The following is a 13,769-nucleotide window of genomic DNA, read 5'->3' on the forward strand; positions in this document are numbered from 1 at the left end:
ACATGATCACAAGAAGTTCCCTTTCTCACTCGGCAAAGAGTGCGGACAGTTACGCCTATAACAACGACACTTTGCACATCCGCTTGCGCAGTGCGAAAGGCGAGATCGAAAAAGTAGCACTGTGGATTGGTGACCCATACCATTGGGCTGAAGGCGGCCTAGATGGAGGCAATTTGGGTGGCAGTGACGCACATGGCTGGGTCGGTGGCAATGAAGTAGAGATGCAGTGTGAGGGTCAATCTGAATACCACGATCACTGGTTTGCCGAGTTTACCCCACCGAAAAAGCGTACTCGATATGGCTTTATCCTTTATGGCAAGGACGGTGAGAAATTATTGTTTGGTGAAAAGCGGATTGTTGATATATCCCAACCCGCTCAAGCAGAGACCGAGTTGAGTAACCTTAGTAATTTCTACTGCTTCCCATTTATCAATCCTAGGGATGTATTGAAAACCCCAAGTTGGGTTAGCGACACCATTTGGTATCAGATCTTCCCAGAACGGTTTGCCAATGGTCGACCAGAGATTTCACCAGCCAATGTCCTCCCTTGGGGAAGCCAGCCCACCAGCAGCAGTTTTATGGGTGGCGACCTCTGGGGTGTAATTGATAAGCTCGATTACCTACAAGAGCTGGGCGTCAATGGCCTATATCTGTGCCCTATTTTTACCGCTAATGCCAACCACAAGTACGATACAGTTGACTACTACAACGTAGACCCACATTTTGGCGGCAATGAAGCGTTTAAAGCGCTAGTTAAACAAGCACACGATCGAGGCATGAAAGTGATGCTTGACGCCGTTTTTAACCATATTGGCCATCAATCTCCTATCTGGCTTGATGTGGTTGAGAAGGGCGAGCAGTCCCAGTATGCCGATTGGTTTTGGGTCAACCGCTTCCCTGTTTACCCAGATTCACCGCGTGACGAGTGGGATTTCTGGAATCTCAACTATGAAACCTTTGCCAATGTGGCTGAAATGCCCAAGCTCAACACGGAAAATGAAGAGTGTCGTGCATATCTGCTTGATGTCGCGAGACATTGGGTTGAAGAATTTGACATCGACGGCTGGCGCTTAGATGTTGCCAATGAAGTAGACCACTCTTTCTGGCGTGATTTCCGCCGAGTGGTTAAGCAAGCCAAGCCCGATTGCTACATCTTGGGCGAAATTTGGCACGAAGGCATGCCATGGCTGCGCGGCGATCAGTACGACTCCTTAATGAACTACCCGCTTACACAAGCCATCACTGACTATTTCGCACTGGCCAGTCTAGACAAGAACAGCTTCAAATTCGCGGTGACGTCTTCTTACATGGCTTATCCACGTAACGTCAATGAAGCCATGTTTAACCTGCTTGATAGCCACGATACCACACGCATAATCTCCCTGTGTGGCGGTGACAAGCGCAAGGCCAAGCTAGCCTACCTGTTTATGTTTACACAAGTCGGCTCCCCTTGTGTCTACTACGGAGGCGAAGTGGGTTTAGATGGAAGCCGCAATATGGGCAGCGAAGACAATCGCAAATGTATGATTTGGGATGAGTCGGAGCAAGATCACGAGTTCAAATCGTTCATTCAAGAACTCATCGAACTTCGTAAACAAAACCCAGAGTTCAACCAACCCTTTATCGAATGGCTAGACGTTGAAGATCAAGATTGTATTGCTTACCAACGCGGAAGTTGGCAGTTCATTCTCAACAACAGCGATCAACAGAAACAAGTAACCTGTAACGGCCAGCAGCACCTGATTGAAGGGTTTGGGTTCATTATGGAAAAAGTGGCGGGTTAATGGCCTGTACCATCAACATGGGAATCTCTATCGATTCCCATTTAATTCACGCCTGCACCACCGAACCTTCTGGGCAAGAGTTGTTGCGCTCTCACGAATGCACACCAAGCAGCCCAGAGGCTCTGCTCGACACGCTCAAGCTAATGGTTGAGAAAAGCCTGTTTCGCTTTGGGGCACTAGGCGCATTAACGTTGAGTTTCTCAGAGTACTTAGGAGCGGCAAATTCCTCAGCCATCCAACGAATAGCCCACGAACTAAGCATCACCTTTAACGCAACGTGTCATACGGTCAATCATGCTCAAGCAGCCTCTTTTGATCTAATGGCAAGTCAAACTCGGACACTGAGCATTAGCCTAGGTGACGGGTGTGGGTTGGCAATGTTTGAGCGCGGGGTGATGGTACCTGCCAATAACATGCAGAATTGGGCGCATTCTGAGTTGCCTGACTTTGACTGGATTGTTGATGGCCTGACGCCCGTTTGTCGTTGTGGTGGCGAACAATGTATCGAGCAATATCTCTCAGTATCTGGAATTGAGCGACAATATCACCAGATCGTACTTAAAGATAAACCGATAGCCCTAATCTTTGCTGGGGTAGATCGAGGGCTGGTTGAAGACACTCGGGTATATCGCACTTTCATTGACCAGTTAGCTCGCAGTTTGTCGGCTCCACTTTCAAGCCTGAAGCCGCAAACGTTGCTCTTTTCTGGAGAAGTGGTTCGCTATACGTGTATAAAGAACGATCTCGTCATGGCTCTTAGCCGTTATATCGAACTGCCTTTAATTCCCAAAAACCTCATCCAACAGCGTGATGCATTTACCTTTGCTCTCGGTGCGGCGCTCATCTCAGAAAAAAATCACAACAATCGTTTTCGTTCTGCATGATCACGATGATAATCTAAGTAGGTAAAAACATTGAATAGTTTCAGAGGACAACCTGTGTCAGAGCTAGTGACTAAATTGATGGACTTCGGTTTTTCTAAAACCGATGCGCTTGTGTATATAAATTTACTTAAGAATGGACGCTCGAGTGGATACAAGATCGCAAAAGATATTGCGTTATCTCGCTCATCAGTTTACTCATCAATAGACAACCTCTATGCCAACGGTTACATCTTCCTTTCAGACGGCGATACCAAAGAGTACGAGGCCAAATCACCGGACTTAATTTTCAGTCAGATCGAAAAGAAGACGGTAGAAAACATCAATATTCTCAAAACAGAGCTGTCGAAGATGATGCTGCAAGAGGAAAAGCAGTTTGTCTATAACGTGACCGGCTATGAAAACGTGCTGCAAAAAGCCAAAGAGGTAATCAACCAAGCAAACTTAGAGATCTACCTCAACACGGACTTCAAACTCAGCCTGTTTGAGCAAGAATTACGTGATGCTGTAGAGCGTGGAGTCCGTGTCATTGTCTTTTCATTTAACAAAATGGCCAGCCCTCACGAGAAGATTGAAATGTATTCTCGCTCTCATGATGAAGAAGTGGAATACCCTTCTCACCGCTTTATGTGTGTGGCAGACATGAAGCTCGCCTTAATGTTCTCACATCGTGATGAAACGCTCGGCCTTTATGCTAATAATCGCTTGATGGTGAAGATGATCGCCGAACACATCCATAGTGACATCTATTTGACCGAGTATGAAAAACTAGAGCCGGAAAAACGCATCCGAGTAAACACCATTCATGAACAGCATAACGCAATGGTGATGGACGACCTCGCTAAGCACTAAAAACCACTCACTCTATAGGGCGATTCTATCGCCCTTTTTAATGGATTGGTTATTCCACCACCACTGCCCCTCTGATTTACTGGATAACGTTGCCTTGCTAGCGTGGCAATGGTCTAATACCCAAGTGATTTTTAACCACTTGGTAAATAGATAATGCAACAAGAGCATCAACCTACGTTTTTCTTTTTTGACTATGAAACGTGGGGAACCAGCCCTGCTAAAGACCGTCCGTGTCAATTTGCAGGAGTGCGCACCGATATGGACTTCAATATTATCGGCGACCCGCTTGTTATCTATTGCCAACCGCCTTCAGACTACCTACCCGCCCCCGAAGCAGCATTGATCACAGGCATCACACCTCAAACGGCGCAAGCCCAAGGGCTAAGTGAACCTGAATTTATTGCCAAGATTCACGAGCAACTCGCAATGCCGAACACCATCAATTTAGGTTACAACAGCATTCGATTTGATGACGAAGTGACGCGTTACACCTGTTACCGAAACTTTATCGACCCGTATGCGTGGAGCTGGCAAAACGGGAACTCACGTTGGGATTTATTGGATGTCATGCGTGCTTGCTACGCACTGCGACCTGAAGGCGTGGAGTGGCCAGAAAACGACGAAGGCTTTATAAGCTTTAAACTTGAGCATTTATCCAAAGCCAATGGAATTGAACACGAAAATGCCCATGACGCGATGGCAGACGTGATTGCCACCATTGAGATGGCAAAGAAAATCAAGGCAGCTCAGCCTAAGCTGTTTGATTACTTCCTGAGCATGCGCCACAAACGCAAACTCAACGATCTCGTCGATATTGTGAATATGACGCCATTGATGCACGTGTCAGGTATGCTAGGAAAAGAGTGTAACTACACAAGCTGGATGGTACCTCTTGCTTGGCATCCCACCAATCAGAATGCCGTGATTATGGTTGATCTGGCGAAAGACCCTCAGCCACTGCTCGATCTTGATGTCGAGCAGCTTAATCAGCGTCTGTACACTAAGCATTCAGAGCTTGCTGAAGATGAGTTGCCTGTCCCAGTTAAACTTGTTCATCTCAATAAGTGTCCAATTTTGGCACCGGCGAAAACGCTCACGGCTGAGAATGCAGAAACCATCGGAATTGATCGTGACCAATGCTTAAAGAACTTAGCACTACTGCGTCAACATCCAGAAGTGCGGGAAAAGCTTATCGGTCTTTACAGCATTGAACGTGAGTATGCGAAAGATAACGATGTTGACGCCATGCTTTACGATGGCTTTTTCTCTCCTGCCGATAAAGCGTCGATGGATATTATCCGTGAAACGGACCCAAATAATTTGGCAGCATTAGACATCAGTTTTAATGACGACCGCATCGCACCTCTTCTATTCCGCTACCGTGCGCGCAATTTCCCGTGGAGCTTAGATGAAAGTGAGCAACAACGCTGGGCAAATCATTGCCGAGAGTACTTCGAAAGTCGTATTGAAGAGTACATGCTTAATTTGGAAAACTTAGTTCACGAACATGAAAGTGATGAAAAAAAGCTAGCTATTTTAAAATCTGTTTATCAATACGTTCAAAAGCTAGTATCTTAGAGTTCAGAACGCCTGCACCCTATCAGCAGCCTCGCTAACCTATAACATAATCATCAGTGACGAGGCGCTGAAATCCGACCAAATGGATCACGATATCCGTTGGTATTTTACGTTGCGCTTTTGCAACGGGCTTATTTATTTCGGACGATAACCACTTATGGCAAAAACATTGCTGAAGTACGTTGTGTCTATGGGGCTTATCTTTTTATGTCTCATGGCGGGCATCAACATCCAGCACCTTCTCGATATTTCCATCCCTGGCAGCATCATTGGCATGCTCATTTTGTTTGGCTTGATGGCAGGCGGACTTGTACCCGTTGAATGGGTCAAGCCGAGTGCCAGCCTATTTATTCGCTATATGGTTTTACTGTTTGTTCCAATCAGCGTCGGACTGATGGAGCATTTTGACATGCTGATTGCTAACGCATTACCTATTCTCGCCAGTGCCGTGGGAGGGACCTTGATCGTTTTAGTACTACTCGGCTTAATGCTGGACAGACTTCTTAAAGGGGGGCAAAAGTAATGTGGCTTCCTATTACCATCGTTGTCTTCTTAATTGCGCGCTGGCTATGTCAAAAAGTCAAAAGCCCTTTCATGAACCCGCTGCTAATTAGCCTAGCGGTGCTGATTCCGTTGCTGACTTATTACAAGATCCCGTTTGAAACGTATTATGCTGATAATCAGTGGATCAATTATCTGCTTCAGCCTGCCGTTGTCGCCCTTGCGTACCCACTTTACGAGCAGCTACCACAAATCCGGGCCAACTGGCGAATCATCATGCTCGCTTGCGGTGTCGGCAGCGTGATGTCGATGCTGACGGCCAGCGTCATTGCCGTTTACATGAAAGCAGATATCGCCTTGATTGCCAGTCTATTGGGTAAATCCGTCACGACCCCTATCGCAATGGAAGTCTCAAGCCACTTGGGCGGAGAGCCTGCAATAGCGGCAATACTCGTGCTAATCGTTGGCCTTTTTGGTGCCATCATGGCCTACCCAATTTATAACCTACTTAACATCACTCACCCTATCGCCAAAGGGCTGACCATGGGTACCGTTTCACACGCATTAGGAACCGCGACGTGCGCAGAGAAAGATGGCCAAGACGCCGCCTTTAGTTCACTAGCATTGGTGGTATGCGGAGTCATTACCTCGGTTCTTGCGCCAAGCTTCTTCGCGTTCGCGCTGTGGCTGGCCTCCTAACCCTTTCAAATCCCACATATTGTCGAGCCTTCACTCATGGCTCGACACATATCACCTAATTATACGATGTAATCGTTAACATGTGTGACCTCACTCTAATTATGCAAACCAAACATTCGTTGCACTCTATATTGTGATTTGTGTCGCAGCATTGTTTTCACCTTTGCCTAAAATGAAATACCAGTATCAAGGCACGTCTGTACTCTTTGAAGACCCTTGCCTTCGGTATCAATTAACGTTTACACAAGGATTCAACATGAGAAGCCGCATTGAAAAAGCGCTATCAGACGCTCCTAGCCAAGTAGCAGAGTATTTATCTCCAATTCTGTTGGCAGAAGACTTTGACGCGACTCTATCACCAGAGCAATTTCAAGAGTTGCTCAGCATTTCAGGATTGAAAGACGACGAGCTTCGCGTAGCACTGTTACCTTTTGCCGCTGCGTACTCTTACGCTCCTATTTCTAATTTCTTCGTAGGTGCGATTGTGCGTGGCCTTTCTGGTCGCCTTTACTTTGGTGCAAACGTTGAAATTCTTGGTGCTCAACTTGGCCAAACAGTTCATGCAGAGCAAGCCGCCATCAGTCACGCATGGATGAAAGGTGAGCAAGGTATCTCAGATATCACGATTAACTTCAGTCCTTGTGGCCATTGTCGTCAGTTCATGAATGAGCTCACTACCGCAGACAAACTGGTCGTACAATTACCTCAACGCGACGAGAAGACGCTACAAGAGTATCTACCAGAGTCATTCGGCCCATCCGACCTTGGTATTCAGTCTGGCCTCATGTCTACCGTTGACCATGGTAAGCAAACGCAAGAAACTGACGAAATGGTACAGAAAGCGGTCGGTGCACTAAACCGTAGCCATGCGCCTTACACTAAGAATCTAAGTGGCGTAAGCCTTAAGCTAAATACAGGTAAAGTTTACCTCGGTGCTTATGCAGAGAATGCCGCGTTCAACCCAAGCTTGCCTCCACTGCAAGTTGCAATGATTCAACTCTTACTCGATGGCCAATCTTTGTTTGATATTGAATCGGCAGCGCTAGCAGAGATGGCCGATGGTACCATTAGCCACCTAGCTGACACGCAAGCGACACTAGAAGCAATCAACCCAGACATTCCGGTTGCTTATCTCGCAATCTAACGATTGGTATTAAAAAAGGCGCTCAATGAGCGCCTTTTTATGGTTGCTGAACGGTGCTAAATATCGAAGAAGGGTTTAGGGTCTACTTCTAGGCTACTTGGTGCAATCGCTTTCTCAATCGTCACTTTACTTGATTTAAGATCCAAGTAAGCCACGTCAATAAAACGCTTGTATTTACGAGAGTAAAAACATTTTACTTCCGGTTTTAGCGGCTCGGCTGTATTCGACGTCCATACGATCCCTACTCGACCATCGCTAAGCTCGACCAAAGCACCAACAGGATAAACACCAATGCAGTTGATAAACTTGTAAACCAACTCTTTGTCTAAGTGGAAAGGTGTCAAGCTGAGCAGAATCTTAAACGCCTCCGCCGAGCTCATGCCTTTTTTGTAGCAGCGGTCAGCGGTTAACGCATCATAGATGTCCACAATACAGCTCATGCGTCCGTGAATCGGCAGCTCATCACCAGACAACCCTCGCGGATAGCCAGTTCCATCCAGCTTTTCATGGTGCATCAAGCATACGTCTCGGCTCACGTCGCTCAAGCCGGTTACTGTGCTGATGATCTCGCCGGCATAAACCTGATGCAACTTCATATGCTCGAACTCTTCGGGAGTCAGGCGCGCTGGTTTATGCAACACCTCGTCGTTAACTTTGATCTTGCCCACATCGTGAATAATGCCCCCAATCGCCATCTGCTTAAGGGTCTCTTTAGGTAAATCGAGATGCTTACCAAAAGAGACCAGAAGCGTGGCAACATTGACTGAGTGCTCAAGCAAGTACTCATCTTTACTACGCAGCGCAGAGACACAATGAAGAGCATCAGAGTCGATCAGTGCCGCTTCAATCAAGTCATCAGCCCAGCCATCTAGCTCATCGACATGAATCGACTTGCCTTCAAATGTCTGGTTGAGGATTTTTTGTGCCAGCCCTTTTGCTTCGCGAATGATCTTAGAAGCCTTCTTCTGCTGTGAAAAACGGCTCATTTTCTTACGCTTGATCGGAGTCGGCCCTGATGTTGGCTCGTCTGGCTCAACGGCAGCAGGCACTGGTTTAAAGACGCTTCCTTTCACTGACAGGCTTTGATCAACCCAAGCAAACTTAACACCGTTCTTTTTTAATTGAGCGACAGCGGCCTGGCTTGGCACCCGGCCCGCATTGGCCAAGTTGACACGTTGGCTATCTTCAATTGCGGTGACAAACATCCCGACAGTCAGCGTATCAATGGGAATCTTGATAGATTGTTTTGGATCGTACTGCATCTAATCTTCTTTTCATTATTATTTTGGTACTGAAACTCTACTGGCCACTTGATTGGAAAAACGACTTTAGTTTCAAAACCATGTAAGACATTGCGACTTTTGTTTATCGAGCTTTAGTAAGCACCTATATGGATAAGATTATAATCACTATTTAGGTTATTTACTCTCTTTTTGTTTTACGCTTCCTATTAAATATATCAATACATCACGAACTTTATATGCTCTAAATCTTATTTTTGCTTCTGAGGTTACATTGAGTGCTTACCGTTAATCTCAAAATCAACGCGCGCAAACGTTTGCTTTTTGCCATCCAATCCGTATGATGCAAAGCAAATTCTTTGTCCGCTTAAATTATAAGGATTATCTATGTTTGGTACGGCTACTCGTCATAGTGCAACACGCGTATTACTGCTTGGTTCAGGAGAACTTGGAAAAGAAGTTGCTATCGAATGTCAGCGCTTGGGACTAGAAGTCATCGCTTGTGACCGTTATGAAAACGCACCAGCAATGCAAGTGGCTCATCGCAGCTACGTGCTGGATATGCTTGATGGTGAAGCGCTCGAACGCATCATCAACGATGAAAAGCCAGACTTTGTCGTTCCAGAGATAGAAGCTATCGCTACAGACAAACTCGTCGAGCTTGAAAGCCAAGGCTTAAATGTCGTACCCACAGCCAACGCGACAAAACTGACCATGAACCGTGAAGGGATTCGTCGCCTAGCAGCAGAAGAGCTCGAGCTAACCACCTCGCCATACCGCTTTGCAGATAACTATCAAGACTTTGTCGCAGCCATTGAAGCAGTCGGTATTCCATGTGTTTGTAAACCGGTGATGAGCTCGTCAGGCAAAGGTCAAAGCGTCATTAAAACCAATGAAGATATCGAAAAAGCTTGGGATTACGCGCAGGAAGGTGGTCGAACAGGTGCCGGGCGCGTGATCGTTGAAGGCTTTATCGACTTTGACTATGAAATTACCCTGTTAACCGTGAGAGCGGTCGACGGCGTGCATTTCTGCGCACCGATTGGTCACCGACAAGAAGACGGCGACTACCGTGAATCTTGGCAGCCGCAAGCTATGCCTCCGGCGGCACTTGCTGCAGCGCAAGATGCAGCGGGTAAAGTGGTAAACGCCTTAGGTGGCTATGGCATTTTTGGAGTCGAGCTGTTCATCAAAGGTGATACCGTTATCTTCAACGAGGTATCCCCTCGCCCGCACGATACAGGTCTCGTCACCTTGATGTCACAAGACAGTTCTGAGTTTGCTTTGCATGTCCGTGCATTTACTGGAATGCCAATTGCCGGTATCACCCAGTATGGTCCTTCGGCTTCCGCGGTGATTCTGGGCCAAGGCAGCTCGGACAACCTTCGCTATGAAGGACTGAACCAAGCACTGGCATCTGCGCAAACGCAAGTACGCTTATTTGGTAAGCCAGATATCAATGGTCGACGCCGCCTTGGCGTTGCTATTACCCGCCGTGACAGCATCGAACAAGCGATTGACGATGCAAAAGCCAGTGCCGGCAAGGTTCAAGTGATCTACTAACTAATCCGAATAGAAAAAGAGCGTTTGGTCTCCCAAACGCTCTTTACTAAGCTTCAATCAAATACACTTCTTCGATCATTCTCGCTCCCTCTACTTTCGCCAGCTTAGGCGGCATATCGGCGTTTTCATTACGATCCAGTTGGGTTATTTTCATACCATCGAACAGTTGACGAACTTCTTGCTCAGGAACCGCAAACGGAGGCCCCGCCATAAGTGATTGGTCATAGTCGAGAGTCACCAACAAAATGCGTGCTCCTGGGTTGAGCAAGCTTTTGATTCGTTCTACGTAGTCTTGACGCATCTCTTTTGGTAATGCAACCAACGATGCTCGGTCATAAACAATATCGACAGGTTTTAGAGGAGCAGTAAAGAAGTCTCCGGTGTAAATCGAAAGCTCATCGAACTGGTACAGTTCATGTTGTCCACTCATTGGCACAACCATTGGGGTATAAAAATGCTCGGCAAAGAACGCGCGTACCGCAATCAGGCTCAACTCCACACCTTGAACCTCTTCATGCTTGGTGGCCAACCAAACAAGATCTTCCGACTTACCACATAATGGCACTAAAACCTTGTCTTGGCGCGTTGGCTTAGTGTGCGACCAATATTCAACCAAAAGTGGGTTAACGTCTTCTAAGTGGAAACCGATCTGGTTCGCTGCCCATTTGGAGTGCCAAAATTCTGGATCTTTCATTGTTGTTCTCTATCGCTGACTTTGAGCTACATAGCCTAGCGGAAACAAACATTAAAAACATCCCCAACTATTGCTTACTGAAAACTCTATTCAGATTAGGTTCAGATTGAATGGTTATACTTGCTTACAACTTGAGGATGAACTTAATTTTGAACCGACACTCAAAAGAATTGAGACGGAGTTCAAAGATTAAAACCGCGGTTGCAGGTCCCCTATTGGAATCTAAGAATCTGTCCCAAGATATTGATTAGAGATAAATAGAACTTAGTCGCTGAAACTTTTCAACACCTTTTTCTAAGTCCTATGAATCAAAGGAGAATGAATGAGCCTATTCCTTCGCACCACAGCCCTAATGCTTTTGATGCTCAGCCGAGCTCCCGCATTTGCAGCTGTTCCACCGACGTCGAACGGTGAAGAGAGTCGTCCTGCAAACCAAAACGAGGTTTGTTCCAAAGCATTCAAACACAACCTAAGCGGCCTTTACGGTATCAAACCGATTTCCTCAACCCCGCTTCAGCCATACTCAGATTTCGATGTGCTCTACAGCAAAGCGCATCAAGCTCAAGCTGAGTTAGAAACCATCTGTAAAAGCACAGCTCTGTTAACTGGCACAGATGCTTACTTTGCCGGTGTAAAATCTGCTCATCGCGCCCAAGAAAAAATTGCTTACGAACTTGATGGCCAAACTGAACGAATTACCGATCTTGCCCGCGCAACTATCGTCGCTGAAGACATCGAGAGCTTGATGTCAGCCTACGAAGTGCTTGACCGTGAAACCACAATTGTTAAAGTCAAAAACCGCTTTAAAAACCCAGCAGCATCAGGTTATAGAGATCTTAACCTACTGGTTAAACTACCTAAAACCAACCTAATTGCTGAAGTTCAGGTTCACCTTAAAGCTATTGCAGATGTGAAAAGTGGCCCCGAGCACGACCTCTACGAACAGATCCAGAAGATTGAACGTAATGCTTCTGCAGAGAGCCGAGAGTTCAATGAATTTGAAGTCGCACAAATTAAAAACATGCGCAGTCAGTCTAAAGAGCTTTACCAACAAGCATGGCAGCCTTATCTAACCACGCATTTAAGTGCGGCGTAACAACCAAAAAAGCCCTCGATGGAGGGCTTTTTTCTTGTCAGTAGAATTAAACCGACAATACGCGATTTACTGCGGAACCAATCTCGGCGTCGCTTGCATTCAAACTTAAAGTGAATGAAACGTATTGGTCGCCTCGCATACTCAATGAACGGTCCACTTCTGCTAAACAGTGCATCACGCCTCCGTCTAGGATAAACGAAAGCTCAATCTCTTTCTTATTAATAAACCCGCTGTTACGGAACTCAATTTCTTGATAGCAACCCGATTTCGAAGAGAAGTTACTACCGCGTAAATGACCTTTTTCTACATCCGCTTTGACCATAGCAAAACCGGCTTGCTCAATTGCAGAGATAATTTTACCTGCCACCGGTAACGGTTTTACTTCAACAAAATCGCGATCTTTAGGATCAATTGCGAAATCGATGTCTAACGTCGTTTCAACCCAAACGTGACACTGATTCTTCAGTGCATTCAAGGCTGTGATTGGCGTTTCATCATCAAGCTTCATCTCAAAAGGTACTTGCTTGTTTTCACCTGGCTGAATGGTAAAAGGCTGAACCGCTTGAATTTTACCGATAATAAAATCCTGATAACTGACGCTGTCATCACTCTCAACCTTAACCTCAGTACACAGTTTAAGATTGATCGCATCAATTTGCTGCTCTACATCACCACCTTGAATGTGGACAATGCCCTTAAGAGTCTCACCTTGAAACACTGACATGCTTTCTAATACGGTGTCCACTTTCGCAGCACCAATACCGAGAGATGCTTTTAACTTACCAAACATCGTTTTTCCTTATGATTGTCGTTGTCGACATTGATTTAACGTGCCACTAACCGAGAGTGCAAGTGGTTTATGGTTTAAAGCACTGGAAATCCTAGGCCATCCGCACTTTTTATTCTCGACTCTTGATGAAGTTCGGATTGGTGGCTTGCAAATCCAATATAAATGTATAACCATTTGTATAGTCAATCTAAAGATGAAGCCACCAGAATGAGCAGCTCGCCCTTATATCTACAAATTAAGCACTACATCAATGACAAAATTGAGTCCGGCCAATGGCCAATCGGACATCGAATTACGACTGAAATCGAACTCACTAAACAATTTAATGTGAGCCGTATGACGGTCAATAAAGCGATTCGAGATCTTGTCGCTGAAGGTAAACTGCAACGCAAACCGCGACTGGGCACCTTTGTCTGCTCAAATCAAGACAAAGCAGAGTCACCACTGTTGGATATTCGCAATATTGCGGTAGAAGTAAAGCAAAGAGGCAAAGCCTATTCCAGTAAAGTGCTAACACAAATAGCTTTGGATGCCGATGAGGCCATCGCGACTAAGCTTGGCGTTATGCTTGGCACTGCGGTCTTCTACAGCGAAATCGTTCACTACGAGGACAAGTCTCCAATTCAATATGAGTTACGCTGGGTGAATGCGTCATACGCACCAGATTATCTAGAGCAAGACTTTACGGAGATGACCCCCAACCAGTACCTCTCTGAGAACTGTCCATTGAGCGCCATTGAACACACCGTTGAGGCCATCGTTGCCGATGGCCCAGTACGTAATGCGCTTCGACTTGGCGGCAACGAACCATGCTTGCTGCTTAACCGTCGTACGTGGAGCCATGATAAGTTAGTCAGCTCTGCTCTCCTTTATCATCCGGGTACTAGGTACAAATTAAGTTCTAAAGTATTGCTCTCTTAGAGCATTTCATACTTTCTCCTTGATC

13 protein-coding genes are annotated in these 13,769 nt (G+C 46.1%); 10 read left to right on the plus strand and 3 right to left on the minus strand.

Translation table 11 applies throughout. From position 1 onward, the window contains the following. The first annotated feature begins 2 nt into the window (after positions 1–2). From RH45_RS09300 to cdd, 7 genes are all read left to right on the plus strand, one after another. Positions 3–1,784 carry a glycoside hydrolase family 13 protein gene (locus RH45_RS09300; RefSeq protein WP_008076438.1) on the plus strand — a complete coding sequence of 594 codons (1,782 nt, stop codon included), beginning with the start codon at positions 3–5 and terminating at the stop codon, positions 1,782–1,784. After that, the gene (locus RH45_RS09305) at positions 1,784–2,668 is read left to right on the plus strand and encodes an ROK family protein (RefSeq protein WP_008076439.1); all 885 of its coding nucleotides are present in this window, start codon (positions 1,784–1,786) and stop codon (positions 2,666–2,668) included. Before RH45_RS09300 ends, RH45_RS09305 begins: the two co-directional genes overlap by 1 nt. 54 nt (positions 2,669–2,722) lie before the next feature. Next, positions 2,723–3,517 (plus strand): TrmB family transcriptional regulator, encoded by a 795-nt coding sequence (locus RH45_RS09310; RefSeq protein ID WP_008076440.1) that lies wholly within the window; start codon positions 2,723–2,725, stop codon positions 3,515–3,517. Between the two features lie 153 nt (positions 3,518–3,670). Then, complete coding sequence (gene sbcB, locus RH45_RS09315; protein ID WP_008076441.1) at positions 3,671–5,095, plus strand: exodeoxyribonuclease I; 1,425 nt, start codon at positions 3,671–3,673, stop codon at positions 5,093–5,095. A 157-nt stretch (positions 5,096–5,252) separates the two neighbouring features. Continuing rightward, the gene (locus RH45_RS09320; RefSeq protein ID WP_008076442.1) at positions 5,253–5,618 is read left to right on the plus strand and encodes a CidA/LrgA family protein; all 366 of its coding nucleotides are present in this window, start codon (positions 5,253–5,255) and stop codon (positions 5,616–5,618) included. Further along, positions 5,618–6,295 (plus strand): CidB/LrgB family autolysis modulator, encoded by a 678-nt coding sequence (locus tag RH45_RS09325; RefSeq protein WP_008076443.1) that lies wholly within the window; start codon positions 5,618–5,620, stop codon positions 6,293–6,295. The genes RH45_RS09320 and RH45_RS09325 overlap by 1 nt, the downstream gene beginning before the upstream one ends. A gap of 256 nt (positions 6,296–6,551) precedes the next feature. Next, the gene (gene cdd / locus RH45_RS09330) at positions 6,552–7,439 is read left to right on the plus strand and encodes a cytidine deaminase (protein ID WP_008076444.1); all 888 of its coding nucleotides are present in this window, start codon (positions 6,552–6,554) and stop codon (positions 7,437–7,439) included. A 56-nt stretch (positions 7,440–7,495) separates the two neighbouring features. Here cdd and RH45_RS09335 read toward each other — a convergent pair whose 3' ends face one another. Beyond that, positions 7,496–8,701, minus strand: a complete 1,206-nt coding sequence (locus RH45_RS09335; protein WP_008076445.1) for an HD-GYP domain-containing protein — start codon at positions 8,699–8,701, stop codon at positions 7,496–7,498. A 366-nt stretch (positions 8,702–9,067) separates the two neighbouring features. Between RH45_RS09335 and purT the strand changes: the two genes are divergently transcribed. Further along, positions 9,068–10,243, plus strand: a complete 1,176-nt coding sequence (gene purT, locus RH45_RS09340) for a formate-dependent phosphoribosylglycinamide formyltransferase (protein WP_008076446.1) — start codon at positions 9,068–9,070, stop codon at positions 10,241–10,243. A gap of 46 nt (positions 10,244–10,289) precedes the next feature. Here purT and RH45_RS09345 read toward each other — a convergent pair whose 3' ends face one another. Then, on the minus strand, positions 10,290–10,937 hold the full coding sequence (locus RH45_RS09345; RefSeq protein WP_008076448.1) for a thiopurine S-methyltransferase: 648 nt from the start codon (positions 10,935–10,937) through the stop codon (positions 10,290–10,292). Between the two features lie 322 nt (positions 10,938–11,259). On the opposite strand from RH45_RS09345, the gene RH45_RS09350 reads away from it, so the two are divergent. Next, on the plus strand, positions 11,260–12,033 hold the full coding sequence (locus RH45_RS09350) for a nucleotidyltransferase family protein (protein ID WP_008076450.1): 774 nt from the start codon (positions 11,260–11,262) through the stop codon (positions 12,031–12,033). Between the two features lie 46 nt (positions 12,034–12,079). On the opposite strand, the gene RH45_RS09355 is transcribed toward RH45_RS09350, so the two are convergent. Next, complete coding sequence (locus RH45_RS09355) at positions 12,080–12,823, minus strand: sporulation protein (RefSeq protein WP_008076452.1); 744 nt, start codon at positions 12,821–12,823, stop codon at positions 12,080–12,082. 207 nt (positions 12,824–13,030) lie between these two features. On the opposite strand from RH45_RS09355, the gene hutC reads away from it, so the two are divergent. After that, positions 13,031–13,744, plus strand: a complete 714-nt coding sequence (gene hutC, locus RH45_RS09360; protein ID WP_039958454.1) for a histidine utilization repressor — start codon at positions 13,031–13,033, stop codon at positions 13,742–13,744. Positions 13,745–13,769: the final 25 nt, after the last annotated feature.

The organism is Vibrio sinaloensis DSM 21326, assembly GCF_000189275.1.
Lineage (GTDB): Bacteria > Pseudomonadota > Gammaproteobacteria > Enterobacterales > Vibrionaceae > Vibrio > Vibrio sinaloensis.